General features: G+C 71.4%; 19 protein-coding genes. 7 read left to right on the top strand and 12 right to left on the bottom strand.

All coding sequences use genetic code 11. From position 1 onward, the window contains the following. Nucleotides 1-326: 326 nt before the first annotated feature. Complete coding sequence (gene typA / locus E0F75_RS11025; RefSeq protein WP_187622338.1) at nucleotides 327-2228, bottom strand: translational GTPase TypA; 1902 nt, start codon at nucleotides 2226-2228, stop codon at nucleotides 327-329. Between the two features lie 321 nt (nucleotides 2229-2549). Beyond that, nucleotides 2550-5024, bottom strand: a complete 2475-nt coding sequence (locus E0F75_RS11020) for an ABC transporter family substrate-binding protein (RefSeq protein WP_187622337.1) — start codon at nucleotides 5022-5024, stop codon at nucleotides 2550-2552. Nucleotides 5025-5271: 247 nt separating this feature from the next. Between E0F75_RS11020 and E0F75_RS11015 the strand changes: the two genes are divergently transcribed. The 4 genes from E0F75_RS11015 to E0F75_RS11000 are packed head-to-tail and all read left to right on the top strand — an operon-like array spanning nucleotide 5272 to nucleotide 9142. Beyond that, the gene (locus tag E0F75_RS11015; RefSeq protein WP_187622336.1) at nucleotides 5272-5499 is read left to right on the top strand and encodes a hypothetical protein; all 228 of its coding nucleotides are present in this window, start codon (nucleotides 5272-5274) and stop codon (nucleotides 5497-5499) included. A gap of 49 nt (nucleotides 5500-5548) precedes the next feature. Next, nucleotides 5549-6370 (top strand): hypothetical protein, encoded by an 822-nt coding sequence (locus E0F75_RS11010; protein WP_187622335.1) that lies wholly within the window; start codon nucleotides 5549-5551, stop codon nucleotides 6368-6370. A 1-nt stretch (nucleotide 6371) separates the two neighbouring features. Next, entirely contained in the window at nucleotides 6372-8372 is a 2001-nt protein-coding gene (locus E0F75_RS11005; RefSeq protein ID WP_229312638.1) for a fumarate reductase/succinate dehydrogenase flavoprotein subunit, read from the top strand. Further along, nucleotides 8369-9142, top strand: coding sequence for a succinate dehydrogenase/fumarate reductase iron-sulfur subunit (locus tag E0F75_RS11000; RefSeq protein WP_187622334.1), 774 nt, complete (start codon nucleotides 8369-8371; stop codon nucleotides 9140-9142). The genes E0F75_RS11005 and E0F75_RS11000 overlap by 4 nt, the downstream gene beginning before the upstream one ends. On the opposite strand, the gene E0F75_RS10995 is transcribed toward E0F75_RS11000, so the two are convergent. Both E0F75_RS10995 and E0F75_RS10990 read right to left on the bottom strand, forming a co-directional pair. After that, nucleotides 9120-9968 (bottom strand): transglutaminase domain-containing protein, encoded by an 849-nt coding sequence (locus E0F75_RS10995; protein WP_187622333.1) that lies wholly within the window; start codon nucleotides 9966-9968, stop codon nucleotides 9120-9122. The genes E0F75_RS11000 and E0F75_RS10995 overlap by 23 nt on opposite strands. A gap of 231 nt (nucleotides 9969-10199) precedes the next feature. Beyond that, nucleotides 10200-11219, bottom strand: a complete 1020-nt coding sequence (locus E0F75_RS10990) for a hypothetical protein (RefSeq protein ID WP_374115388.1) — start codon at nucleotides 11217-11219, stop codon at nucleotides 10200-10202. Nucleotides 11220-11389: 170 nt separating this feature from the next. Here E0F75_RS10990 and E0F75_RS10985 point away from each other — a divergent pair, with 170 nt between their 5' ends. Further along, nucleotides 11390-13492, top strand: coding sequence for a TPM domain-containing protein (locus E0F75_RS10985; protein ID WP_187622331.1), 2103 nt, complete (start codon nucleotides 11390-11392; stop codon nucleotides 13490-13492). Nucleotides 13493-13545: 53 nt separating this feature from the next. Then, nucleotides 13546-14253, top strand: coding sequence for a PspA/IM30 family protein (locus E0F75_RS10980; RefSeq protein WP_187622330.1), 708 nt, complete (start codon nucleotides 13546-13548; stop codon nucleotides 14251-14253). 107 nt (nucleotides 14254-14360) lie between these two features. Here the strand turns inward: E0F75_RS10980 and E0F75_RS10975 are convergent, their stop codons facing one another. The 6 genes from E0F75_RS10975 to E0F75_RS10950 form a co-directional block, all read right to left on the bottom strand. Beyond that, nucleotides 14361-16931 carry a SpoIIE family protein phosphatase gene (locus E0F75_RS10975; RefSeq protein ID WP_187622329.1) on the bottom strand — a complete coding sequence of 857 codons (2571 nt, stop codon included), beginning with the start codon at nucleotides 16929-16931 and terminating at the stop codon, nucleotides 14361-14363. A 144-nt stretch (nucleotides 16932-17075) separates the two neighbouring features. Next, the gene (locus E0F75_RS10970; protein WP_187622328.1) at nucleotides 17076-17498 is read right to left on the bottom strand and encodes an ATP-binding protein; all 423 of its coding nucleotides are present in this window, start codon (nucleotides 17496-17498) and stop codon (nucleotides 17076-17078) included. A 143-nt stretch (nucleotides 17499-17641) separates the two neighbouring features. After that, nucleotides 17642-18094, bottom strand: coding sequence for a (deoxy)nucleoside triphosphate pyrophosphohydrolase (locus E0F75_RS10965; RefSeq protein WP_187622327.1), 453 nt, complete (start codon nucleotides 18092-18094; stop codon nucleotides 17642-17644). Between the two features lie 40 nt (nucleotides 18095-18134). Beyond that, on the bottom strand, nucleotides 18135-18314 hold the full coding sequence (locus E0F75_RS10960; protein ID WP_030320624.1) for an SPOR domain-containing protein: 180 nt from the start codon (nucleotides 18312-18314) through the stop codon (nucleotides 18135-18137). A 154-nt stretch (nucleotides 18315-18468) separates the two neighbouring features. Continuing rightward, entirely contained in the window at nucleotides 18469-20244 is a 1776-nt protein-coding gene (locus tag E0F75_RS10955) for a cytosine permease (RefSeq protein ID WP_229312637.1), read from the bottom strand. 158 nt (nucleotides 20245-20402) lie between these two features. After that, nucleotides 20403-21155: a GntR family transcriptional regulator gene (locus E0F75_RS10950; RefSeq protein WP_187622326.1), complete on the bottom strand. Its 753-nt coding sequence runs from the start codon at nucleotides 21153-21155 to the stop codon at nucleotides 20403-20405. Between the two features lie 277 nt (nucleotides 21156-21432). Between E0F75_RS10950 and E0F75_RS10945 the strand changes: the two genes are divergently transcribed. After that, nucleotides 21433-22770, top strand: coding sequence for a glycoside hydrolase family 18 protein (locus tag E0F75_RS10945; RefSeq protein ID WP_187622325.1), 1338 nt, complete (start codon nucleotides 21433-21435; stop codon nucleotides 22768-22770). A gap of 184 nt (nucleotides 22771-22954) precedes the next feature. On the opposite strand, the gene E0F75_RS10940 is transcribed toward E0F75_RS10945, so the two are convergent. Then, a complete protein-coding gene (locus E0F75_RS10940; protein WP_187622324.1) occupies nucleotides 22955-24064 on the bottom strand; it encodes a DUF4190 domain-containing protein in 1110 nt (369 codons plus the stop codon). A gap of 447 nt (nucleotides 24065-24511) precedes the next feature. After that, a complete protein-coding gene (locus tag E0F75_RS10935) occupies nucleotides 24512-26086 on the bottom strand; it encodes a S8 family peptidase (RefSeq protein WP_187622323.1) in 1575 nt (524 codons plus the stop codon). Nucleotides 26087-26112 lie beyond the last annotated feature (26 nt).

Below are 26112 nucleotides of genomic sequence, written 5' to 3'. Positions count from 1 at the left end.
GACACCGGGCCGGTGAAATGGAGTTGACGGAAGTTGACGAAAAGCCCGGACTCCCACAGTCCCTGTGGGGGTCCGGGCTCCGGCGCCGACGTCGTGGAGAACCGAAAGCGGGGTAGATCACAGGATCGTGATCTACCCCACTGTCATCGGCCGCATGCGGCCGAACTCAGCCGATCTTCGGCCGACTCAGCCGTACTAATTTCGGCCAGCTCGGTCGTACTGCCGCGTCGGCCGCACTCCTGCTCCGGCCGAACCACTGCTACTCCGGCCGAACCACTCCTGCTTGGGCCGAACCACTCCTGCTCCGGCCGTACTCCTGGCTCGGCTCAGCCGTTCTTGGCGCGCGAGGACGCACGGCCACGCGCGTTCTGGTCCAGGATGACCTTGCGGATACGCACGGCCTCCGGGGTGACCTCGACGCACTCGTCGTCGCGGCAGAACTCCAGGGACTGCTCGAGGGAGAGCTTCCGCGGCGGGACGATCGCCTCGAAGGAGTCGGCGGAGGCGGAGCGCATGTTGGTGAGCTTCTTCTCCTTGGTGATGTTCACGTCCATGTCGTCGGAGCGCGAGTTCTCGCCGACGATCATGCCCTCGTACACCTCGGTGCCGGGGTCGGTGAACAGGACACCGCGCTCCTGGAGGTTCGTCATCGCGAAGGCGGTGACGGCACCGGCGCGGTCGGCGACCAGCGAACCGTTGTTACGGGTCGTCAGCGTGCCGAACCACGGCTCGTGGCCCTCGTGGATCGAGTGGGCGATGCCCGTACCGCGGGTGTTGGTGAGGAACTCCGTACGGAAGCCGATGAGGCCACGGGACGGAACGACGAACTCCATGCGGACCCAGCCGGAGCCGTGGTTCGACATGTTGTCCATGCGGCCCTTGCGGACACCCATGAGCTGCGTGACGGCGCCCATGTGCTCCTCGGGCACGTCGACCGTGAGGCGCTCGACGGGCTCGTGGGTCTTGCCGTCGACCTGCTTGGTGACGACCTGCGGCTTGCCGATGGTGAGCTCGAAGCCCTCGCGGCGCATCTGCTCGACCAGGATGGCGAGCGCGAGCTCACCACGGCCCTGGACCTCCCAGGCGTCGGGACGCTCGGTGTCGAGGACGCGGAGCGAGACGTTACCGATCAGCTCGCGGTCCAGACGGTCCTTGACCTGGCGGGCGGTGACCTTGCGCTGCTTGACCGCGGACTTGGCTTCCGCGCCCTTGCCCGTGCCACCGCGGCCGACGAGCGGCGAGGTGTTGGTGCCGATGGTCATGGAGATGGCCGGCTGGTCGACCGTGATCAGCGGAAGCGCGATCGGGTTCTCCGGGTCGGCCAGGGTCTCGCCGATCATGATGTCGGGGATACCGGCGACGGCGCAGATGTCACCGGGGCCGGCGACCTCGGCGGGCTTGCGGGTGAGCGCCTCGGTCATCATCAGCTCGGTGATGCGGACGTTGGAGATCGTGCCGTCCCGCTTGATCCACGCGACCGTCTGGCCCTTGCGCAGCTCGCCCTGCTCGACGCGGAGCAGCGCGATACGGCCGAGGAAGTTGTCGGCGTCCAGGTTGGTGACGTGCGCCTGGAGCGGCGCCTCCTCGTCGTACACCGGGGCCGGGACGTGCTCCAGGATCGCGGAGAAGAACGGCTCCAGGCTGTCGCTGTCGGCGGGAACGGTGCCGTTCTCCGGCTTGGTCAGCGAGGCGATGCCGTCACGGCCGCAGGCGTAGACGATCGGGAACTCGATCTGGTCCTCGTCGGCGTCCAGGTCGAGGAAGAGGTCGTAGGTCTCGTTGACGACCTCGTCGATCCGGGAGTCCGGGCGGTCCGTCTTGTTGATGCAGAGGATGACGGGCTTGCGCTGCTGGAGGGCCTTGCGCAGCACGAAGCGGGTCTGCGGGAGCGGACCCTCGGAGGCGTCCACGAGGAGGACGACCGCATCCACCATCGACAGACCGCGCTCGACCTCGCCACCGAAGTCGGCGTGACCGGGGGTGTCGATGATGTTGATCGTGATCGGGGCCCCGCCGTCCTTGGGGTGATACTTCACCGCCGTGTTCTTGGCGAGGATCGTGATGCCCTTCTCACGCTCCAGGTCGTTCGAGTCCATCATGCGGTCGTCGAGCTGCTGGTGGGCGGCGAAGGCACCGGCCTGCTTGAGCATGGCGTCGACGATGGTCGTCTTGCCATGGTCGACGTGGGCGACGATGGCGACGTTACGGATGTCGTGGCGCGTGGGCATGGGTGCTTGCGCTTCTCTCGGATCGTGGGATGCGGCGTCAGTTCCTCGTACGCCCGCCGGGCGGACGCGCCACGGCTATGTCCTATGGTACGGGGCTGCCGCGCAAGGGGCTTCCCCGGCCAAGATCCGAGAAGTTGTCCTGCGATGGAGCAAGGGTGTGGGGGAGGTCGTGCGACCGGGTCAAGGGGCCGACGCGATCCTGCCCGCCGGGATCACCGGCGGGCAAGGAAATTGAGCTGGTTCTGAGGTTGTGACCTGCGGTTTCAGGGCTTTCAGGGCTTTCCGTGCGTTCGGTGCCCCCAGGTGAGTGGCCCGGTCGCCTCAGGGGGTGCGCTCGGCGCCCTTGGACGTCTCGCGCTTCTTGAAGCCGATGTCCTGGTAGCGCGGACCGGCCAGGCCCCAGGCGCCGGCGTTCACCAGATCCGCCTTGGCGGCGACGAGCTGCGGGCGCTGGTAGAGGGGAATGGAGCCGGCGGCGGCCCAGATCCGGGCGTCGGCCTGGCGCACCAGCTCCCGGGCCTCCTCCTCGTCGAGGGTTCCCGCCGCCTGGTCGAAGAGCTGGTCGATGCGGTCGGTGCCGACCCGCGAGTAGTTCTGCTCGACCAGGAGGGAGCCGTCCGAGGCGGGCTCGGGCTTGGCGAAGATCGGCCGGGCGTCGGTCGCCGGGAAGGCGGAGGCGGGCCAGGAGTAGAGGGCCAGGTCGTAGTCGCCCGAGGCCACGTGGTCCTTGAAGAAGCTGTCGTCGGAGACCTTGGTGACCTCGGTACGGATGCCGACCGCGTCGAGCATCCGGACGATGCGGTCGCCGACCGCCCGCAGCGACTCGGAGCCGGGGCCGGACGGCAGGACGAAGCGGAGGCTGAGCGCCTTGCCGTCCTTGCCGAGGGCCTTGCTCGCCTCGGGCGCGGTCACGGGGGCGGCGGTGCCGCGCGGGGCGTAGGCGCCGGCGACGCCCTTGTCCGTGCGCGCGATCGTCTGGGCGGCGTGCGCGCCGGCGCCCGTACCGGTGTCGAGTGCCTCGGCGCGGGCGAGGAGCGCGGCGCTCTGACGTGCGGCCGCGGGGGCCGGGGCGAGGATGCCGGTGCCGTTCTCGGGGCCGCCGGCGCCGATGACGGGGGCGGGGGCGGCTCGGCGCTCGCCCGGCTTGTCGTCGCCGACGATGTAGAGGCCCTCGTCGGATGCGGTGTCGGCGGCCTGCTTCTTGGCGTCGGTGGAGGCCGCGGCGTCCTTCTTCGCACCCTGCTTCTCGGCGCCTTCCGTCTTCGCGCCCTCCTTCTCGGCGCCTTCCGTCTTCGCGCCGCCCTCGCCGGCCTTCTCCTTTTCGCCGGCCTTTTGCCCCGCGGCCTTCTCCTCGGCCTCGCTGCCCGCCTTGGTTCCCGCGGACGCGGGCTTCCTGACGGCGCCGCCGGGGACCCAGCCCGCGTCGGCGAGGAGGGCCCGTGCCTCCGCGGTGTCCTGGTTGCCGAGTGCGTCGCTGCTGTCCGCGTACGCGGCCTGGCCGGCGAGGGCCAGGTGGCTGCCGGGTGGGTCCGCCGGGAGCCCGAGCGGCTTGAGCACGGATTCGGCCAGTTCCCGGCGGTTGATCGCGCGGGCCACCGCGCGCCGTACCCGCTCGTCGGCGAGCGGTCCGGACTCGCCGTTCAGCGAGAGCTGGGTGTAGGCGGGCTCCAGGGACTTGCGGACGACGTACTTCGCCAGGGTGTCCTGGGCGGTCGCGTACGCGGTGAGGGCCTTCTGGTTCTTCTCCCGGGCGGCCTGGACCTCCTGCGCCTTCTCGTCGTCGGAGCCGTGGGCCAGCGCCCAGGACTTCAGGGCCTTGGAGGGGGTGATCGAGGAGCCGGGGCCGTGGGCGAGGGCGGCCTGGGCGCCGCCGCGTCCGGCGCGGGCGTCGCGGAGGGCGAGCGAGATGCGTTCGGCGGTGGACCGGTCGATCTCGGCCAGGTCGAGGGTGCCCGCGGCGAGGGCCCCCGCCCGGTCGGCGCGGGCGACGGCCTTGAGCACCATGCGGTCGAGCTTGGCGGGCTGTCCCCACCAGCGGGGGTTGCGGGCGAGGGTGACATCGCCGTTCTTGCGGTCGATCGCCTTCAGCAGGAACGGTCCTGCGGTGGCCTTGAGGGTGGTGCGGGCCCCGTCGTTGAAGGAGTTCGGGGAGCCCATCACCTGCTTCGGGTAGAGCGGGGTGAAGAGGGACTGCCAGTCGGCGTAGGGCTTGGAGAAGGTGACCCGTACCTCCAGGTCGTTCTTGCCCCGCTCGATCTTCTCGATCCGCTCGTAGCCGGAGTTCCGCGCGGTCCAGTACGCGGTGTCGCGGCCGCTCAGCGCCCGCCACTGGGCCACGAAGTCGGCCGCCCCGATCTCGCGTCCGTCGCTCCACACCGCCTGCTGGTTGAGCTTGTAGAGGACGACCTGCTTGGGCTCCGTCTCCGCGACCTGCGCGGACTCCAGGTAGTCGGGGTTGCGCTGCGGCCGGCCCCGCTCGTCGATCGTGTAGAGGGAGGGGAGCACGGCCCCGGCGATCCGGGAGGTGGTGCCGTCGGCGTCGGCCTGGAAGGTGTTGAGGGTGGTGGGGAGCGCGTCGACGGCCCAGCGCAGGGTGCCTCCGTCGGCGACCTTGTCGCGGGCGGCGGGCGCGTTGTCCTGGGCCGCGGCCCGGGCCTCGTCGGCCTCGTCGGAGCTGCATCCGGCGAGGACGGTGACCGCGAGGACGGCGCTGGTGAGGGTGGCGACGGAGCGGAGCGTGCGGGAGCGGGGGCTCCTGGAGCATGTCCTCCCGCGAGGGGCGCCGATCTGGGACATGACTTGTACCCCTTCGTCCAGATTCATTCCATTTGGAGATGATCACACCTATTGCTCATACACTGAAAAGGACGGAGCGGATCCGGCCACGGCGACACGGCGGCACGTCGGGAAAACCCCACTCGTGCGGCCCAACCGCCGGAGAAGGAGCGCTCCGGACGAGTGGAATCCCGTGCACATGGCTTCCCAAGCGGGAATGTGACGCGCGACACTCCTGCCGAAGCCGCTCGCGGAAGTGAGGGCAACCATGTCCGTTCAGGACGATCTGGCAGCCGTCAAGCGCTGCCTCGAAGACCTGGTCCGCACCGTCGGACAGCTCGAGCGCTCCATCACGGCCGAGCGGGGCGCACCCGCCGCGCCGGCTTCGGGACGTGCCGAAAGCCTGGTGACCATCCCCGACGCCCCGTACGACCGCGGGCTGTGGACGGACACGGACGACGAGGGACTGGGAGCACGCGACCGCCACGCGCCGTAGGCCGCCACGCGCCGCAGGACGTACCGGCAACCGACCGTAGGAGGGCCTGTTGGCCACAGGTACGGAACCGCCCGGATCCGCCACGGGGGTGCGCTCACCGGGGCGCGCCGCCATCGCCGCCCGACATCTGCGGACCGACCGCTGGTGGCTCTCCCCCGCGGCGACGGCCGCCGGACTGCTCGCCTTCGTCGCGTACTCGACCTGGCGGGCCTTCGCCAACGCCGACTACTACGCCGCCCCCTACGTCTCGCCGTTCTACTCGCCCTGTCTGGCGGAGAACTGCGTCCCCATGAAGGGCGGACCGAACTGGGAGATCTTCGGCAGCTGGTGGGGGCTCTCGCCCGCCCTGCTGATCCTGGTCTTCCCGCTGGGCTTCCGGCTGACCTGCTACTACTACCGGAAGGCGTACTACCGGGGCTTCTGGGCGTCTCCCCCGGCCTGCGCGGTCGCCGAGCCCCATGCGTCGTACACCGGCGAGACCCGCTTCCCGCTGCTTCTGCAGAACCTCCACCGGTACTTCTTCTACGCGGCGCTGCCGGTGGCCGGAATCCTCACGTACGACACCGTGCTCACCTTCCGGAACGCCGACTACGCGTGGGGCCACGCGGGGCTCGGGACGCTCCTCTTCCTCGTCAACATCGCCCTCATCTGGGCGTACACCCTCTCCTGCCACTCCTGCCGGCACATCGTCGGCGGACGGCTCAAGCACTTCTCGAAGCATCCGGTCCGCTACCGGCTGTGGACCTGGGTCGGCCGGCTGAACACCCGTCACATGCTGCTCGCCTGGTCCTCCCTGATCAGCGTCGCCCTCTGCGACCTGTACGTGTACCTGCTCGCCACCGGCACCTTCGACGACCCGAGGTTCTTCTGAGATGACGCACGTCGAGCGAGAGCAGTGGGACGTGGTCGTGGTCGGCGCGGGCGGCGCCGGGCTGCGGGCCGCGATCGAAGCACGTCGTGCGGGCGCCCGTACGGCGGTCATCTGCAAATCCCTCTTCGGCAAGGCCCACACCGTGATGGCCGAGGGCGGGATCGCCGCCTCCATGGCCAATGCGCACCCGCAGGACGACTGGAAGACCCACTTCCGCGACACCATGCGCGGCGGGAAGTTCCTCAACCAGTGGCGGATGGCCGAGCTGCACGCCCAGGAGGCCCCCGAACGGGTCTGGGAACTGGAGACCTGGGGCGCGCTCTTCGACCGCACCCCCGACGGCCGGATCTCGCAGCGCAACTTCGGCGGCCACGAGTACCCGCGGCTCGCCCACGTCGGCGACCGCACCGGCCTCGAACTGCTCCGCACCCTCCAGCAGAGGTCCGTCGGACTCCAGCAGGAGGACCACCGCGAGACCGGCGACCACGAGGGCCGGCTGAAGGTCTTCCAGGAGTTCACCGTCACCCGGATCCTCAAGGACGGGGACGGGCGGGTCTCCGGGGTCTTCTGTTACGAGCGGGAGAGTGGGCGCTTCCTCGTCCTGGAGGCCCCCGCGGTCGTCCTCGCGACCGGCGGCATCGGCAAGTCCTTCAAGGTGACCTCGAACTCCTGGGAGTACACCGGAGACGGGCACGCGCTCGCCCTGCTCGCGGGCGCTCCCCTGGTGAACATGGAGTTCGTGCAGTTCCACCCGACCGGCATGGTCTGGCCGCCGTCGGTGAAGGGCATCCTCGTCACCGAGTCCGTCCGCGGGGACGGCGGGGTCCTGCGGAACTCCGAGGGCCGGCGCTTCATGTTCGACTACGTCCCCGACGTCTTCAAGGAGAAGTACGCGGAGACGGAGGAGGAGGGCGACCGCTGGTACGAGGACCCCGACCACAACCGCCGCCCGCCCGAACTGCTGCCGCGCGACGAGGTGGCGCGGGCCATCAACTCCGAGGTGAAGGCGGGTCGCGGGTCCCCGCACGGCGGGGTGTTCCTGGACGTGTCGACCCGGATGCCGGCCGAGACGATCAAGCGGCGGCTGCCCTCGATGTACCACCAGTTCAAGGAACTGGCCGATGTCGACATCACCGCGGAGGCCATGGAGGTGGGCCCCACCTGCCACTACGTGATGGGCGGGGTCAACGTCGACTCCGAGACGGCGGCGACGGTGGGGGTGCCCGGGCTGTTCGCGGCCGGTGAGGTGGCCGGCGGCATGCACGGCTCCAACCGGCTCGGCGGAAACTCCCTCTCCGACCTGCTGGTCTTCGGCCGGCGGGCCGGTCTGTACGCGGCGCAGTACGCGCTGTCGGGGGTCGGCGGGGGGATCGTGGCGGCGGACGTCGAGGCCGCGGCGGCGGAGGCGCTGGCTCCGTTCGGGTCGGCGCCCGGCGGAAGCGGCGGCGGCCGCGGGGCCGAGGAAGGCGCGGGCCCCCCGGAGAACCCGTACACCCTCCACCAGGAACTCCAGCAGACCATGAACGACCTCGTCGGGATCATCCGGCGGGAGGGCGAGATGGCCGAGGCGCTGGAACGCATCGCCGCCCTGCGGGCACGGGCCCGGCAGGTCACCGTGGAGGGCCACCGGCAGTTCAACCCCGGCTGGCACCTCGCCCTCGACCTGCGGAACATGCTGCTCGTCGGCGAGTGCGTGGCTCGCGCCGCCCTGGAGCGCACCGAGTCCCGGGGCGGGCACACCCGCGAGGACTACCCGGCGATGGACCGCGCCTGGCGCCCGGTGAACCTGCTGTGCCGTCTGGACGGCGACGGGATCGCCCTCGATCGGACGCGTACGGAGCCCGTACGGCCCGATCTGCTCGCGCTGTTCGAACAGGAGGAGCTGGCGAAGTACCTCGCCGAGGACGAGCTCGGAGGTCCGGGAGATCCGGGAGATCCGGGAGATCCGGAAGGTCCGGAAGGCCTGGAGGGCCCGGGCCTGGAAGGGGGGCACGGCGCATGAGCACGTACGACGCGCGGTTCCGGGTGTGGCGGGGAGACGCCGGCGGCGGCGAACTGGCCGACTACACGGTGGAGGTCCACGACGGCGAGGTCGTCCTCGACGTGGTGCACCGCCTGCAGGCCACCCAGACGCCGGATCTCGCGGTGCGGTGGAACTGCAAGGCGGGCAAGTGCGGTTCGTGCTCGGCCGAGATCAACGGCAGGCCGCGGCTGCTCTGCATGACCCGGATGTCGGTGTTCTCCCGGGACGAGGTGATCACCGTGACCCCGATGCGTGCCTTCCCCGTCGTGCGCGACCTGGTCACGGACGTGTCCTTCAACTATGCGAAGGCCCGGGAGATCCCGGCCTTCGTGCCGCCCGCCGGGGTGGGTCCCGGCGAGTACCGGATGCGGCAGGAGGACGTGGAGCGCTCGCAGGAGTTCAGGAAGTGCATCGAGTGCTTCCTGTGCCAGGACACCTGCCATGTGGTGCGCGACCACGAGGAGAACAAGGAGGCCTTCGCCGGGCCCCGGTTCCTCATGCGGGTCGCGGAGCTCGACATGCACCCGCTGGACGCGGCCGAGGAGGCCGGACTCGACCGGCGGCGGACGGCACAGGAGGAGCACGGACTCGGCTACTGCAACATCACCAAGTGCTGTACGGAGGTGTGCCCGGAGTCCATCCGCATCACCGACAACGCCCTGATCCCGATGAAGGAGCGGGTCGTGGACCGGAAGTACGACCCGCTGGTGTGGCTGGGCAACACGATCAGGCGGCGGAAGACGACATAGGGCTCGTGTCCCCGCCCGCACCGGCACCGGCACCGCCTCCGGCACCGCCTCCGGCACCGACACTCGCGCCCGCGCCCGCGCTCCAGCGGCCGAAGAGCGGCTCGGCGAGGGTGCGGGCGGGGAGGCACAGGGTCTGACCGTGCCCGGCGAACAGCTCGTCGCGGGAGGTGAAGCGGCCCAGGTCGGTCCGCAGGTGCGCGGAGAGGTCGCAGGGGGCGGATCCGGCGCAGGCGGCCGGGGCGTCCCAGTCGACGGTGGTCCGCGCCACGGCCTCGAAGAGGGTCTCCGCGCCGGCGTTGGTGAAGGCGTCCGCGGGGGCCGGTCCGGCCTCCTCCCGGTTCGCGAAGAGCTCCGCGACCGGCACCCAGGTGTCGTCGAGCAGGAACTCGGGCCAGGCGAGCAGCACCTCCTCGGGCACGAACGGGCGCAGCTTCGGGAAGCGCGGGTACCAGAAGGCTCCGTCGACGAGCAGGCCCCGGACCCGCGTGGGCACGTCGAGGGACCGGGCCACCGCCTCCAGGACCGCCATGCGCTGACTGCACGAGCCGCGCCCGAGCCGCAGAGTCCTCGACACCCGGCGCAGGTCCTCCACGGAGTACACCGGCCGCACAGTGGCGGCGATGATGCCGTGGGCGGTCCGGAGCCGGTCGCGGTCGGTCGTCGCGCCCCGCTCGTCCGCCTCGCGGCGCACCCGGGTCACGAGCGCGGCGACCCGGGGGTGCGCCAGGTCCAGGATCGGCGTGGGCCGGGTCGACCCGGCGGTCTCCGTGTCGGCCGCGGGACCCGCGCCGGCGGTCCGGAAGGGCATCAAGAGACGGCTTGTCATGGCGTACTCCCCCTGTGCGCGGCAACGGTTCGCGCCGATGGCCCCATCCTCCTCCGGCACGCCCTCCCCCGGCACGCGGGGTCGCTCCCGGGTGGAGGACGTCGTGCCCGGTGCGCGGTGTCATGGCGGGTGCACGGCGTACGGCCGGGTGAGCGGCGTCATGGCGGGTGCACGGCTCGTGGCCGGGCGGGCGACGTCAAGGCCGGGCGCGCGGCGGCGTGCCCGCGGGGCTCAGTGCCAGTTGGCGCGGTAGGCCGCCCAGTCGCCCTCCTCCGCGGCGAAGTCGACGTACAGCGCGACGCCGAACCGTGCGCGGTCGGGGTCGGTGCGCCCGAGGCCGAGTCTGACGCCCCGGACGGCGGCCTCGACGGTCTCCGCGTTCTCGTGGTGGCCGAGGTCGTCCTCGTGGAAGAAGGGGAGCCCCATCAGCAGGTCGGTCGACTCGGGGGTCACTTCGAGGGCGAGGCTGGTCTGCTGGGCCACGTACCCGCCGTACAGGCTCTCCAGCGGCATCCACGTGTCGTACGACATGACGGCGATCTGGTCCACGCGCCGGGCGACCTGGCCGAAGAACTCCTGCGACCACCACTTCTCCTTGCCCGTGAGCAGGCTGTTGGCCGAGTGCAGGCCGGGGAGGGGGTCGATCTGGTGGGCGGCGATCGAGAGCTGCGCCTTCCGCGGCCGGGTGACCTCTCCGAGGTCGTCGAGGAGGGAGAGGTAGTCGGCGTCGTCGGAGAGCAGCGGCTCCAGGTCGAAGTGGACTCCGTCGAAGCCGACGTCCAGGATCTGCCGGGCCGAGGTCACCACGGCCGCGCGGGTCCCGGCCTTGTCGAGGTGCAGTCCGTCGGGTCCGTCGTTGGCCAGGACGTCACCGAGCCAGGCCTGCACCCGTATCCCGGGCATCGTGCGGTGCACGGCGTCGATGAACCACTTCGCACGCGGGTACTTGGCGGCGGGCAGGGTGCCGTCGTGCTCCAGGGGCCCGGCGTGGACGTACAGGTCGCGTATGCCCGTGTCCTTGATCCGGGCGGCGAGGTCGGCGAGGTCGGCGTCCTTCTTCCGCCCGTCGACCCAGGCGTGGCCGAGCCAGACGGCGTCCTTGTCCCGGGTCTTCGCGTCGTCCCTGAGGTCGCCCGCGTAGCTGACGCGCAGGGCGAGCGCGCCGAACAGCGGGGGCACCACGAGGACGAGCGCGAGACCGAGCACGAACCAGCGCCCCCGTCGCCACATTCTCCTCAGTCGTCCGCTCACCCGAGCCCCCCTCGTGCCGTCATGTCACGTGTCCCACCGCTTCTCACGGTAGCGGCGGCTACCGACAGTGACGCAGGGCTGTGGAGAATGGTTTCCGTGAGGCTGTGGTGGCACTCCGGCGGCGGGTCGTCCGGTCGCGGTGCGACATACGCGGACATAACCTCCCCCTTGTGACGCGAATAGCCACCCGAGCCCTTCTCGCGGTACTGGTGGCGGCGTGGTGGCTCCTCGTGCCCGCCGTTCACGGTGCCCGTGCCGACGACCCCGTCGCCCTGTCCCGGGACGGGCAGATCACCGACCGGGTGGACGCGCTGGGCGACCGCCGCGGCTCCGTGGTCCAGGCCCTCGACCGGCTCTACGACGACCGGCGGATCCAGCTCTTCGTCGTCTACGTACGGGACTTCTCCGGCCGCACGGGCCAGGCCTGGGCCGACGCCACGGCCGAACGCAACGGTCTCGGGGTCGACGACGTGCTGCTCGCCGTCGCCACCCACGACCGCCAGTACGGCTACTCAGCCGATCCGGACGCCCGCCTCACCCAGGGCGGGCTCGACGAGGTGGCCCGGACCGCGATCGAACCGGCGCTGCGACAGAACGACTGGGCGGGCGCCGCGATCGGAGCGGCCGACGGCTACTCCGCCGTCCTCGCCGGACAGCCCGTCCCCACTCCGGCCATCACCCCCGGCCCCGCCGATCCGGGCGGCGTGGTCGACGACGGCACCTCGGCCACCGATCTGGTCCTGCCGGTGGTCCTGGTCGGCGGCGCCGGCGCCGTGGCGGCCTACGCGTTCACCAAGCGGCGCCGGCGGACCGGGACCCGCACCACGCCGCAGGGCGGGCAGGGCTGGGGCCCGCCGAGGGAACCCGCGCAGCCGTCCCTCGACGAGCTCGACGGTCAGGCCCGGCAGACGCTGGTCGCCACCGACGACGCCGTCCGCACCAGCCAGGAGGAACTCGGTTTCGCGACCGCCCAGTTCGGCGAGGACACCGTCCGCCCCTTCACCGAGGCGGTCGCCTTCGCCAAGGAGCAGCTCACGGCCTCGTTCCGGCTGCGGCAGAAGCTCGACGACTCGTTCCCCGAGGACGACGCGACCCGGCGGACCATGCTGGACGAGATCCTGCGGCGCTGCGCAGAGGCGGACGCCCGGCTCGACGCCGAGAGCGAGGACTTCGACCGGCTGCGGGCCCTGGAGCGGACCGCGCCTGAGGCGCTGGCCACCGTCGAGGCCGCATTCCGGGAGCAGACCGCGAAGATGAGCACGGCCGAGGCGGCCCTGACGGCGATGCGCGAGCGATACGCCGAGACGGCCGCCGCTCCCGTCGCCGGCGACGTCGAACAGGCCAAGGACCGGCTCGTCTTCGCGACGACCCACGTCAACCAGGCCCGCCAGCAGATCGACGACGGTGACAACGGCGGGGCCGCCGTTCACATCCGGGCGGCCGAGGGTGCCGTGGACCAGGCGGCCCGGCTGGTCGAGGCGGTGGACCGGCGGGCGCAGGAACTGGCCGAGGCGGTCGGCAGACTGCCGGGTGTCCTGTCGGAGACGGACGCCGACCTGGCGGAGGCCCGGGGCCTGCTGCAGGGGGCCACCGAAGGGTCGACGGCCGATCTCCGGGGCCGGATCGCCCGCGCCGAATCGGTGCTCGGCGAGGTGCGGCGGGTCATGGACACCGGACGGTACGACCCGCTCGACTCCCTGCGCCGGGTGGAGGAGGCCGATTCGGTGCTCGACGAGGCGCTGGTGGGCGCGCGGGAGCGCGAGTCGGGCAGCCGACGCGCCCGCGCGCTCCTCGACCAGGCGATGCTGACGGCCCGCTCGGCGATCGGGGCGGCCTCGGACTACATCACCACCCACCGGGGTGCCGTGGGCAGTGAGGCCCGTACGCGCCTTGCCGAGGCCCAGCGGCGCTGGGAGAAGGCGCGGGGGCTCGCCGAGGCCGACGACCCGCAGGCCGCCCTCGCGGAGGCCCAGCAGGCGGACGCCCTCGCCCGGCGGGCCCAGGACCTCGCCGAGCAGGACGTCCGGACGTATGGGAACCCGAACGGCATGGGCGGTGTATCAGGGGTAGGAGGGGGCGGCGGCGGGCTCGGCGGTGCGGTGCTCGGCGGCATCATCCTCGGCGGACTGTTCGGCGGGGGAAGGGGAGGCGGACATGGGGGGTTCGGTGGAGGTTCGGGCGGGGGGCTCGGGGGCGGAGGTTTCGGCGGCGGGCCCGGCAGCTTCGGCGGCAGCGGCACGCGCGGCCGGCTGGGCGGCGGAGGCCGTTTCTGAGGGCGGCGCGATGCGCGTCCTCCCCCTTTCTGTCCCTCTCAAGGAGAAGTGCCATGAGCAAGCAGACCATCCTCGGCCGGGTCACCCAGCTCGCGAAGGCCAACATCAACGCGCTGCTGGACCAGGCGGAGGATCCGCAGAAGATGCTGGACCAGCTGATCCGCGACTACTCCAACAACATCACGGAGGCGGAGGAGGCGGTGGCCGCGACCATCGGCAACCTCCGGCTGATGGAGCAGGACCACCAGGAGGACGTGGCGGCGGCGAAGGAGTGGGGCGGCAAGGCGCTGGCCGCCAGCCGGAAGGGCGACGAACTGCGGAGCGGCGGGCAGGTGGCGGAGGCGGACCGCTTCGACAATCTGGCGAAGGTGGCGCTCGGCCGTCAGCTCCAGGCGGAGAAGGAGGCGCGGACGGCGGAGCCGACGATCGCCGCGCAGACCGAGGTGGTGTCGAAGCTCAGGACGGGTCTCGACCAGATGAAGGCCAAGCTCGGCGAGTTGCAGGCGAAGCGCGACGAACTGGTGGCCCGCGCCAAGTCGGCCCAGGCGCAGAACACGATGATGGACGCCGTGAAGAACATCGACGTGCTCGACCCGACCAGCGAACTGAGCCGGTTCGAGGACAAGGTGCGCCGGGAGGAGGCGCGGGCGATGGGCAAGCAGGAGCTCGCCGCGTCCTCCCTGGACGCCCAGTTCGAGCAGTTGGACGCGCTGGGCGACAGTGCCGAGATCGAGGCCCGGCTGGCGGCGCTCAAGGGCTGACCGGGCGCCTGACCGGGGTCGCCCGCGCGGCCGGGGCCGGGGCCGGGTGTCGGCTCAGCCGTGCGGTCGGGCGCGTGCGACGTGCGGTCGGGTGGGGGCGACGTCCGTCAGAACATGCTGAGGAGCTGTTCCACCGTGGGTTCCGCCGCGCCCTCGCCGTCCGGCAGGGCCAGTTCGAACCAGACGGTCTTGCCGCGCGGGGTACGGCGCGAGCCCCAGGAGGAGCTGAGCAGCCCGACCAGCTGGAGGCCCCGGCCGCCCTCGTCGGTGTCCTTGGCGCGCCGGCGCCGGGGCTGCACCAGGCCGGCGTCCCAGACCTCGCAGACGAGGGTGCGGTCGCGGAGCAGCCGCAGCCGGATCTCGCCCTCGCCGTAGCGCAGCGCGTTGGTGACGAGCTCGCTGACGAGGAGTTCGACGGTGTCGACGAGCGGTTCGAGGTCCCAGGCCTTGAGCTGGGTGCGGGCGAGTTCACGGGCCCGACCGACCGAGCGGGGCTCCCTGGGCAGCCGCCAGTCGCCGACGGCCTCGCTGGGCAGTCCCTGGATCCTGGCCATGAGGAGGGCGATGTCATCCTCGCCGTGTCCGGTCTCCAGGCTGGTCAGGACCCGGTCGCAGACGTCCTCCAGGGGCCGGGCGGGGTCGGTGAGGGCGCGTCGGAAGGCGCTCAGGCCCTCGTCGAGGGGATGGTCGCGGGATTCGACGAGCCCGTCGGTGTAGAGGGCGAGGAGGGCGCCCTCGGGGAGTTCGACCTCGACCTCCTCGAAGGGTTCGCCGCCGACCCCGAGCGGCATCCCCGGGGGTACGTCGAGCAGCAGGGCCTCTTCACCGGGTTCGACGAGCACCGGCGGGAGGTGTCCGGCGTTGGCGAAGGTGCAGCGGCGGGTGACCGGGTCGTAGACGGCGTAGACGCAGGTCGCGAGGTAGACCTCGGAGAGTTCGGGGCCGCGGGACTTGTGGCCGCGGGACTGCTGGGCGCCGATGGGGGCGCCGAGGCCGCGGGCGATCTCGTCGAGGTGGGAGAGGACTTCGGCCGGTTCCAGGTCGAGCTGGGCGAGGGTGCGGACGGCGGTGCGGAGTTCGCCCATGGCGACGGCGGCGCGCAGGCCCCGGCCCATGACGTCCCCGATGACGAGGGCGGTGCGGTGGCCGGGGAGTTCGATGACGTCGAACCAGTCGCCGCCGACCTCGGTGGCGGCGGTGCCGGGGAGGTAGCGGCAGGCGATGTCGAGGCCGGCCGCCTCGGGGTCGCCGGGCGGGAGCAGGCTGCGCTGGAGGATCAGCGCCCGCTCGTGCTCGCGACGGTAGAGGCGGGCGTTGTCGATGCAGACGGCGGCGCGGGCGGCGAGTTCGACGGCGAGGGCGCGGTCGCGCTCCCCGAAGGACTCGCTGCCCTTGGTGCGGGAGAACTGGACGAGTCCGACGACGGTGTCGTGGGCGACCATCGGGACGACCAGGGTGGTCTGGACGAGTTCGCCGTCGGCGCCGGGCACGGTGCGGAGGCGGCCGGTGCGCAGGGCCCCGGCGCAGGGCGAGTTGAAGGGGTAGCGGTGGACGGCGCCGACCTCGATCGGTTCGGGTCCGCAACAGCCGCTGCCCGGTCCGTGGCTCTCGTCGGTTCTCAGGGGGGTGTCGGAGACGGCGCTGGCGAAGGCGACCCTGCGGAGTTCGGCGCTGCCGGCCCCGTAGCCGACGTCGTGGGAGCTGCCCCAGCGGCCGGGCGGTGCCTCGTCGCCGGTGAGCAGGCCCTGGTAGAGGTCGACGGAGGCGAGGTCGCAGAAGCCGGGGACGGCGACGTCGAGCAGCTCGCGGGCGGTGGCCTCCAGGTCGAGGGAGTTGCCGATGCGGGCGCCTGCCTCGTTGAGGAGGGCGAGGTTGCGGCGGGCGCTGGCGGCTTCCCTGGCGGCGTTGTGGCGGCGGGTCACGTCGATGCCGAGGCCGGCGACGCCGATCGGGTGGCCGGATCCGCTGTGCACGCGGTAGAGGTTGATGGACCAGTGGCGGCGGTCCCGGGAGCCGGGTGCGGCGCCGACGATCTCGAAGTCGGTGACGGACTCCCCGGTCTCCAGGACGCTGCGGAGGGCCGCGGTCATCCGGTCGGCCTCGGGCAGGTTGAGGTAGTCGTGGACGGTGCGGCCTCGGTGGTCGTCGGCGGAGCCGCCGAAGACGGTGGCGAAGCGCCGGTTGGCCCGCTTCACGGTGAGGTCGGTGCCGAAGAGGAGAAAGCCGAAGGGGGATTGGCCGAATATCGCCTGGGAAGCGGCGAGGTCCGTCTCGATGCGGCGCAGGGCGCGGACGTCGACGACGATGCAGAGCGCGGCTCGCTCCCCGGTCTGGGTCTCGCTCGGCATGACGTACATCTCGGCGATGCCGTGGGGCCGGTCCTCGCCGGGAATCCGGAAGGGGACGAGGCCTGTCCACTCCTTGCCGTCGAGGATCTCCCGGACGCGCCGGTGACCGCGCTCGCGCAGGTCGGCGGGCATGAAGGCCTCGACGGGGTCCTTGCCCCTGGCCTCCTCCGCCGTGACCCCGAAGAGGTCCACGGCCCGTCGGCTCCACTGCTCGACGAGTCCGTCGGGCCCGATGGAGAAGGACGCCACCCGGATGTAGTCATAGATGGAGCCGGGCGGGCTGCTCTGCCACACGACGCCGCCACTCGCCTTCTCAGGTATCTCGCTCACGCGACCGTCCCCTCCAGCTCACCGCACCGGACCGGCCATGCCCGCAGTATTCAATACGGCAGGCCCCGACGGCACGACGTTCACGATCACAGGGTGGTCTCGTTCGCTTCGCGCCGAGTACCGGTGATCGTTGTCCCACTCTGTTTACTCACCAGGGAGAGCCAGCTCGAACCATACGGTTTTGCCGGTCCTTCCTTTACGAGTGCCCCAACGGCGGGCGGAACAGGCCACCAGACCGAGTCCGCGGCCCCCTTCGTCCTCGGGTCCGGGGGCACGTGCGGTGGGGGGATCCGGAAGCGGATCGGAAACCTCCACGAGCAGCGCGGGCTGGTGGGCGGGGTCACTGCCGTCGAGTCGGGGGCGGACGAGCCGGACCCCGATCGGTCCGGACGCGTACCGCAGGGAGTTGGTCACCAGCTCGCTGACCAGCAGGACGGTCACATCACCGAGGGCCGAGTCGAGGTCCCAGGCACGCAGCGTCTCGCGCACGGCGTGGCGGGCCGTGCGCACGGCGTTCGCCTCCGCAGGGAAGTTCCACTCGGCGCGGTCGCCGTCGGTGTCGATCACACCCGATCACTTCCCCAGCCGTGCGTCAGCAGGAAGGCCCACGTCCTCTTTCAACGGGTCAATCAGGACATACCCGGAATATGGGGCGGGATATCGCGCTGGGCGCAGCAGCGGGCGCACGGTGGCACGAACGGCGTAGAAAGTCAGCCGCGCGCTCCGGTGTCGGGCGCCGCCGGGAGCCTTCGGGCGGCCTCGGCGACGGCGGGGCGGTCCTGGTCGAGCCAGTCGACCGAGTCGAGCTCGGACCGGGTGAGCCAGCGCAGAGCGTCGTGGTCCTCCAGCGGGCGCGGTTCGCCCGAGAGCAGCCGGGCGGTCCAGACCCGGAGGACGTATCCGGGCTTCAGCGGCCACTCGCCGGGGATCCGCTCGCCCGGCTCGACCTCGACACCGAGCTCTTCGCGCAGCTCGCGGACGAGGGCCTCTTCGGGACTCTCGCCCGGTTCGAGCTTGCCGCCGGGCAGTTCCCAGCGGCCGGCGAGCTCGACGGGGGCGCTGCGTCGTGCGGCGAGCAGCCGCCCCCGGTCGTACAGGGCGCCCGCGACGACGACCACGACGGGTTCGTGGGGCGCGGCGGGGTCGGTGGTGCGTTCGGTCATGGGCGCGAGCGTAGCCCGGCCCGGCCGGCGTCCGTCGGGCTCAGAGCGCGGGGGTGCCGATGCGCTCGACCCAGTAGAGCTGCTTGTGGCCGCGGTCGTCGAGGCTGTCCGCGATCTTCTGCGCTTCGTCCTCGGTCGCATACCGCCCCACCCGGTAGCGGTTGCCGTTGTCGTCCTGCCGAATGACGAGCCAGGCGAGGACAGGGCCGCTCTCGGTCATCAGGCTTCTCCCTCCGCCGGTCCGGGCGCCGTTGAGGATCTCCATGAAACCGCAATCCGCATATGCCGGAGCTTACGCCTGACCTTCACACAGCGGATACGGAATTACACAAAGAGATACGGATCGGCCGGGAACCGACGGAGGGAGGCCGAAGTCACGCCCCGGGGGCCGCTCCGGGCAGGGTGGGCACAGGCACGGTCGGCATGGGCATCAGGACGGGACCGCCGGCGCCCTCGGGGTCCTTGCGGCAGACGTCGCCGCACGTGGCGTCGAGCGAGCAGCAGAGGGAGCAGACCGGGCCGGACCGCACCGGGCAGTCGGCGATGTCGGGGAGTTCGTAGGCGGTCTCGCACTCCGCGCAGGTGTGGGTCGCCCGCTCGTCGACGACACCGGCGGCCGGACCGTTCACCGTGTTGGGGCGGGCCAGGTAGTAGCGGCCCTTGGTGGCCCAGGCGATCAGCGGGCAGAGGACGAGGGCGAGACCGGCCGCGATGAAGGTGGAGAAGGCCTGGGCGTAGGTACCGAAGGCACCGAAGAAGGCGAGGATCGAGACGACGGAGGCGATGACCATGGCACCGAAGCCGGCCGGGTTCACGGCATACAGATAGGCGCGCTTGAACTCGATGTACGGGGGGCTCCAGCCGGCCCGCTTGTTGATGACGAGGTCGGCGGCGACGGCCGTGATCCAGGCGATGCCGACGTTGGAGTAGAACCCGAGCAGCTTGTTCAGGGCCGCGAACATGTTCATCTCCATCAGCGTCAGCGCGATGGCGAGGTTGAGGAAGATGTACCAGACGCGGCCCGGGTGCCGGTGGGTGATTCGGGAGAAGAAGTTCGACCAGGACAGCGAGCCGCTGTAGGCGTTGGTGACGTTGATCTTGACCTGGGAGACGATCACGAAGAGCGCGGCGGCGGGCAGGGCGAACGTTCCGAGCCAGGGCTTGAGCGCCTCGATCTGAGGGGCGATCGGCTCCAGGGCGTGGGTCTTGCCGACGGCCTCCAGGGCGACGAACGCGAGGAAGGCGCCGCCGAGCTGCTTGGCCGCGCCGATGACGACCCAGCCGGGACCGGCGGCGAGCACGGCGACGTTCCAGCGGCGCTTGGTGGCCGGCGTCCTGGCCGGCATGAAGCGCAGATAGTCGGCCTGTTCGCCGATCTGGGCGATCAGGGAGAGCGCGACGCCCGTTCCCAGGCCGAAGCCGATCCACGAGAAGCCGGCGCCGGCTCCCTCCGTACCGCCGAAGGAGGCGAAGGCGCCCCAGGCGTCGGGGGCTTCGAAGGCCAGGACGACGAAGGGCAGCACCATGCCGATGATCCAGACCGGCTGGGTCCAGGCCTGCACCTTGGCCAGGGCGCCCATGCCGCGGAAGACGATCGGGATGACGATGAGGGTGGTGATCAGGTAGCCGATCTCGACCGGCAGACCGATGGCCTGATGCATGGCCTGGGCCATGATCGAGCCTTCGAGGGCGAAGAAGATGAAGGTGAAGGAGGCGTAGATGAGCGAGGTGAGCGTCGAGCCGAAGTAGCCGAAGCCGGCGCCGCGGGTGATGAGGTCCATGTCCAGGCCGTACGTGGCGCAGGCCCGGGCGATGGGGATGCCGGTGAGGAAGATGAGCGTGGCGGCGGTGAGGATCGAGGCGAGCCCGCTGCCGAAGCCGTAGGTGAAGACGATCGAGGCGCCGATCGCGAAGTCGGCGAGATAGGCGATGCCGCCGAGGGCCGTCCCCGCCACGGTCCCGGGCGACCAGCGCCGGAACGAGTGCGGGGCGTAGCGCAGCGAGTAGTCCTCGCGGCTCTCGTCGGCGGCCAGCTTGGCGTAGCTGCGACGGGGACCGCCGGGTGGTGGCGCGACCTCCTCCAGCTCCTCAAGGGCCTGGGAGGTACTCCCTCCCGGCTCCGGGGCGGGGGTGGTGACCGTATCCGTCATGAGGGTTCCTGTCGTCCGACCGGTTCGCGGGTACGGACGAGGAAGGTAGGAGCCGGTCGTGACGGACGGCGGCGGCACGCGGTTGCGCCGGGGTTACGCGAGTTGACGCCCCGTTAACTCGCGGTCACGCCGCCCGGACGTCGGGGTCCGCTCAACGGTCACCGCACCGGCAGGTGGTACGAGAGGCGGTAGCGGTCGGCCGGGACCACGACGTCCGCGGTCTCGACGGCCCGGCCCGAGGCGTAGTACGTGCGCTCCACGACCATCACGACATGACCCGGCACCCCACCGAGCGCCAGGAGTTCCTCGGCGAGGCCCGGCCGGGCGCCGACCTCCTCCACCACGTTGTCCACGACCACGTCGATGGCCGCCATCCGCTCGACGACACCGCAACCGCCCAGGGGGCCCTCCTCGGGCAGCATGACCGGCGTCCGGCCCGTGACGGCGAGCGGCTCCCAGGAGGTGGCGACCATCATGGGCTCGCCGCCGTCCCGGTACACGTACCGCGTGCGCATCACGCGCTCCCCCGGCTCGATGCCGAGCCGCTCGGCGACCTCGCCGCTCGCCGGCTCCTGCTCGCTGTTCGACTCCCAGGTGCCCCGGGCCCCCTCGGCCGCCTGCTCCTGCCGGAAGGGACTGGCGCCCGACGCGGGGCGGTAGCCGGAGCGGGCGATCCTGCGCGGCACCGGGCGCTCCCGGACGTAGGTGCCCGAGCCGGAGCGCCCTTCCACCAGTCCCTCGGCCATGAGTACCTTGCGGGCCTCCAGCGCGACGGTGTCCGACACCCCGTACTCCTCGCGGATGCGTGCCTGCGAGGGGAGACGGGTATGCGGCGGAAGCGAGCCGTTCGCGATCTTCTGCCGCAGATCGCTCGCCACGCGCAGATAGGCGGGCTGCTCACCGAACGTCACTGGACACTCCCCTCAGGTTGACTTACAGCTACAGACTGACAACCGTCGGTCGCGATCCGCAAGCATGGGCCAAAGTTTCACTCGAAGTGATGACTCCGAGATCACACCTCTTGCTACCCACGGTCACCCCGAGTAGGCGACGTCGGCCCTCTTGACCCGCATTGGTACAGACCAATACGTTCCTGCCCAGCACGCTCCACCGCACGCACGCTCCACCGTGCGCGCCATCCGCACGCTCCACCGCACGCGCCATCCCGCCTCGCACAGGAACGAGCCCATGCGTCCCAGAGCCATGACCAAGCTGACCTTCGGTGCGGCCGCCGCGGCCACTCTCGGTCTCCTCGCCACCCTGGCCCCCACCGCCGACGCGCACCAGCCGTCCGGGCACAAGCCCGAGCTGAAGCGGATCGGCTACTTCACCCAATGGGGCATCTACGGAAGGAACTTCCAGGTCAAGGACCTGGAGACCAGCGGCACCGCCGCCAAGCTCAGCCACATCAACTACGCCTTCGGCGTGATCGGTTCGGACGGCAAGTGCCTCATGGGCAACGCACCCGGCTCCGACCCGTGGGCCGACTACGTGCGCCCGGTCGACGCCGCCACCTCGGTGGACGGCGTCGGCGACACCGCCGACCAGCGGCTGGCCGGGAACTTCAACGAGTTGCGCGAGCTGAAGGCCGAGAACCCCGGCCTCAAGGTCATGATCTCGCTGGGCGGCTGGACCGGCTCCGCGCACTTCTCCGACGCGGTGCGCACCGACGCCGGCCGCAAGACCCTCGTCGCCTCCTGCATCGACACGTACATCAAGGGCAACCTGCCCGTCGACGGCGCCCGCGGCGGCGCCGGAGCCGCCGCCGGGATCTTCGACGGCGTCGACCTCGACTGGGAGTGGCCCGGCTCGGACGGCGCCCCCGGGAACGTGATCCGCCCCGAGGACAAGCCCAACTTCACCAAGCTGGTTCGGGAGTTCCGTACCCAGCTCGACGCCTACGGCCGCTCGCTGCCGAGGGCGCAGCGCAAGCACTACGAGCTCAGCGCGTACGTGCCCACCGCGCCCGCCAAGATCGACGCGGGCTTCGAAGTCTCCAAGATCATGCGGGACTTCGACTTCGTGAACCTCCAGGGCTACGACTTCCACGTCTCCGGCGAGAAGACCACCGCCCAGCAGTCCGCGCTCTTCGCCAAGAACGACTTCAGCGTCGACCAGACCGTCAAGGCCTGGCTGCGGCGCGGCGCCCCCGCCCACAAGCTCGTGGTCGGCATGCCGTTCTACGGCCAGGGCTGGACGGGCGTCACCGGCGGCGGCGACGGCCTCGGGCAGCCGGCGACCGGCCCCGCCCCCGCGACCTGGGTGGCGGGCTCCGAGGACTACAAGTACCTGAAGAAGCTGGCGGATTCGGGGACGTACAAGCTGCACCGCGGCTACCGCAACGGCCACGCCTGGCTCTTCGACGGCACCAACCTGTGGACGTACGACGACCCGGCCGTGCTGCGCACCAAGGCGTCCTACGTCCGGCAGAACGGGCTCGGCGGCGCGATGATCTGGTCCCTCGACGGGGACACCGCGGACGGTGAGCTGATCACCGCCATCGACCGGGGCCTGACCCGGCGCTGACACCCCCGCCCCGGCCGCCGTCCGGCGGTGGCCGGGGCCCCCGAACCGCGGACCGGCCCCGCCGCTCGCGGTGGACCGGCGGCGGCGGTCGGTCACGGGCCGCCGCTCCCCGGACCACCGCCCGGTCCGCATACGACGGGGCCGGGCCTCCCGAGGGAGACCCGGCCCCGTTTCCCGTACGGAATCAGGCGGACGCGCCCTCGCCCGCAGCGCCCGCCGGCGGTGTGCCGGTCAGGTCGAGCGCGGTGCGCGCGTCCGCGCCCAGGTCCTCGGGCAGGGCTTCCCACGCCGGGTCGTACGCCTCCCAGTAGGCGTCCGCGTCAGTCGCCGTCGCCAGCTTGAGCCACTGCTTCGACGCCGCTGCGAGCTCCTTGCGGAGCGCCGCGACGGGCGGGGCGGACTCGGCGGGCCAGGTGCGCTGCCCCAGTCCCGCGTACGCCGTGTTGAGCGCGCCCAGGAGCTCCGTGGCCCACACCTTGTTGGCGGTGAAGTCCTCCTCCGGGTCCTCCTCCGGCTCCCGGTACGTCACCGTCTCGATCGGGTTGACGGTCTTCAGGAAGGACTCCTGGTCGTCGGTGAGCCGGCTCGCGTCGGAACGCACGGAGCCCTTGAACGGCTTCTTCTCGCCGGCGAACGCGCAGGTCACCGTGCGGTCGCCGAGACGCCAACTCTGGCTGCTGGGGAGGTAGTAGTACAACCAGACGTCCGCGGGGACGGCCCAGGTGTCCAGCGCGTACCCGCCGTTGATCGTCTCGCAGCGCTTCTCCGCGATCCTGTCGATCGCGTCCTCGCCGGGCCACTTGTCGAAGCCGGTCACCTTGAAGCCGCCGGTGACCTCGCCGATGTGCGGGCGTTCGCAGTCGACGACCGTGACGTCCGTCGCGTACTCCTCCAGCTTGCCGTCGGGGGTGAAGCACTGGCCGGTCCGCAGCGAGAACGGCGACTTCGAACGGGCCGCCTCGTCCACGCCCTCCTTGACGCCGCCCCAGAACGTGCTGATGCCGCCCGTGGCGATGCCGATCACCAGCAGCAGACAGCTGAGGACGGAGAGGACGATGCCCGTGACGGCGAGCCCCTTGCCCGTCTGGTCCCGCTTCCTGATCTGCGGAAGGGCGATGAGACCGAGCACCAGGCCGAGGGGCGGCAGACAGCAGACGATGCCGGAGACGAGGGAACCGATGGCGAGCCCGTTGGTGGTCCGCCGGGGCGGCTGCCCGTACGGACCGACGCCGGGCATGCCGGGTCCGCCGGGTCCGCCGGGCGTCCCTGCGTACGGACCGGCGGTGTACGGCATCCCCGGCGAGGTGTACGGCCCCGGCGCGGGCCAACCCCCCTGCTGCGGGCCTCCCTGAGGGGACGGCGGCGGTGGGGTCGGCGGAGTCGGCTCCACGGGTACGGTGCTCCTGTTCGGGGCGAACGGCGCGAACAAATGATCGGTCGCGCATCGTACGCGGCCGGGTGGAGGGGGCGACACGCGGGGGACAACTCCGACGATCCCGGCAGCGACGGTACGAGCCGTCAACCGCCTCACCACCCGATGGGCACACGCGACCGCGACCACCGGCCGCCGGCCTCTGGCCGCTCCTCGGCTTCCTCGCGGACGAGGAGGACGAATCCCTGGACGCCTGGACGGACGAGGACGAATGGCGGAAGGGGCGGCCGCCGTCAGGCGACCGCCCCTCACCACTCACGATCCGAGCCGTTCACGATCCGTACCGCTCGCGATCCGTCGGGACCACGGTCAGAACTGCAGGCCCCAGGAGTCGATCTTGCCGGTGTCGATGGACGCGTTGTCCGTGACCCGGAGCTTCCACGTGCCGTTGGCGACCTCCGAGGAGGCGTTCACGGTGTACGTGGTGTTGATGTTGTCCGAGCTGCCGCCGGTGCCGAAGGCCTTCAGCGTGTAGGCCGAGCCGTCGGGGGCGATCAGCTGGACCTGAAGGTCACCGATGTAGGTGTGGACGATGTTCACCGGTACCTGGAGGGCGGCCGGGGCGTTGCCGGTGACGCCGCTGACGGTGACCGGGGACTCGACGGTCGAGTTGTCGGCGATGGCGAAGTCGGCGGTGTTCTCGAACTTCGGGCCGGTGGGCGGGGTGGTGGTGCCGCCACCGACGTAGAGCAGCCGGTTCGGGGAGCCGGAGCCCGGGTTGGTGACGACGTTCGGGGTGGCGGCGGTCGTCAGGGCCGCGGAGACCTGCGCCGGGGTCGCCGTCGGGTTGCCGGCGAGGTAGACGGCCGCGGCGCCCACGACGTGCGGGGTCGCCATGGACGTACCGGAGATGGTGTTGGTGGCGGAGTCGCTGGAGTTCCAGGACGAGGTGATGGAGGAGCCCGGGGCGAAGATGTCCAGGACCGTGCCGTAGTTGGAGAAGCTGGAGCGGGCGTCGGTGTTGGTCGTGGAGCCGACGGTGATGGCCTCGGCGACGCGCGCCGGCGAGTAGTTGGAGGCGTTGGAGCTGTCGTTGCCCGCCGCGACCGCGTACGTGACGCCGGAGGCGATCGAGTTGCGGACGGCCGTGTCGAGGACGGTGTCGACGCCGCCGCCGAGGCTCATGTTCGCGACGGCCGGCTTCACGGCGTTCCGCGTGACCCAGTCGATGCCCGCGACGACCTGCTCGGTCGTGCCGGAGCCGGAGTTGTCGAGGACGCGGACGCCGACGATCTTCGCCTTCTTCGCGACACCGTACGACGTGCCCGCGACCGTGCCGGCGACGTGGGTGCCGTGGCCGTGGCCGTCCTGCGCGGTGTTGTCGTTGTCGATGGCGTCGTAGCCGTAGGAGGCACGGCCGCCGAAGTCGCTGTGGGTGATGCGTACGCCGGTGTCGATGATGTACGCGGTGACGCCCTGGCCCGCGGTGTCCGGGTAGGTGTAACTCTGGTTCAGCGGAAGGGCCTTCTGGTCGATCCGGTCCAGGCCCCAGGACGGCGGGGACGGCTGCGTGCCGTCGACCGTGAAGACGCGGTTCTGGACGACGGAGGTCACGGCGGGGTCCGCCGCGAGCTTCCTCGCCTGCGCCTCGGAGAGCTCGACGGAGTAGCCGTTGATCGCCGAGGTGTACGTCCGCTTGATCTTCGCGCCGAACCTGGTGGCCACGGCACGGCCCTTGGCGGTCTCCGCCTGTGCCGACTCGTCGAGGGTGACGATGTAGCTGCCCGCGATCGTGCCTTCGGCTCCCGCGTTCTCGATGACGCCCTCCGGGGCGGCCGGTGAGGCGGCGGCCGGGAGGGCGGAGAGGGTGCCGAGGGTGAGGGCGGTGACGGCGACGGCCGCGGCGGTGGCGATTCGACGCCGTGATTCACGCATCACTGACATGTGAGGGGTCCTCCTCATTGGTGGTG

Source organism: Streptomyces sp. CB02980 (assembly GCF_014451325.2).
Classification (GTDB): Bacteria; Actinomycetota; Actinomycetes; order Streptomycetales; family Streptomycetaceae; genus Streptomyces.
Note: the sequence above shows the minus strand (reverse complement) of the source record. Positions and strands in the feature narration are given on the sequence as shown.

Excerpts from the sequence above, each read along its gene's own strand:
- typA (WP_187622338.1), bottom strand. The coding sequence starts at position 2,228 with ATGCCCACGCGCCACGACATCCGTAACGTCGCCATCGTCGCCCACGTC.
- E0F75_RS11020 (WP_187622337.1), bottom strand. The coding sequence starts at position 5,024 with ATGTCCCAGATCGGCGCCCCTCGCGGGAGGACATGCTCCAGGAGCCCC.
- E0F75_RS11015 (WP_187622336.1), top strand. The coding sequence starts at position 5,272 with ATGTCCGTTCAGGACGATCTGGCAGCCGTCAAGCGCTGCCTCGAAGAC.
- E0F75_RS11005 (WP_229312638.1), top strand. The coding sequence starts at position 6,372 with ATGACGCACGTCGAGCGAGAGCAGTGGGACGTGGTCGTGGTCGGCGCG.
- E0F75_RS11000 (WP_187622334.1), top strand. The coding sequence starts at position 8,369 with ATGAGCACGTACGACGCGCGGTTCCGGGTGTGGCGGGGAGACGCCGGC.
- E0F75_RS10995 (WP_187622333.1), bottom strand. The coding sequence starts at position 9,968 with ATGACAAGCCGTCTCTTGATGCCCTTCCGGACCGCCGGCGCGGGTCCC.
- E0F75_RS10980 (WP_187622330.1), top strand. The coding sequence starts at position 13,546 with ATGAGCAAGCAGACCATCCTCGGCCGGGTCACCCAGCTCGCGAAGGCC.
- E0F75_RS10965 (WP_187622327.1), bottom strand. The coding sequence starts at position 18,094 with ATGACCGAACGCACCACCGACCCCGCCGCGCCCCACGAACCCGTCGTG.
- E0F75_RS10960 (WP_030320624.1), bottom strand. The coding sequence starts at position 18,314 with ATGACCGAGAGCGGCCCTGTCCTCGCCTGGCTCGTCATTCGGCAGGAC.
- E0F75_RS10955 (WP_229312637.1), bottom strand. The coding sequence starts at position 20,244 with ATGACGGATACGGTCACCACCCCCGCCCCGGAGCCGGGAGGGAGTACC.
- E0F75_RS10945 (WP_187622325.1), top strand. The coding sequence starts at position 21,433 with ATGCGTCCCAGAGCCATGACCAAGCTGACCTTCGGTGCGGCCGCCGCG.
- E0F75_RS10940 (WP_187622324.1), bottom strand. The coding sequence starts at position 24,064 with ATGCCGTACACCGCCGGTCCGTACGCAGGGACGCCCGGCGGACCCGGC.
- E0F75_RS10935 (WP_187622323.1), bottom strand. The coding sequence starts at position 26,086 with ATGTCAGTGATGCGTGAATCACGGCGTCGAATCGCCACCGCCGCGGCC.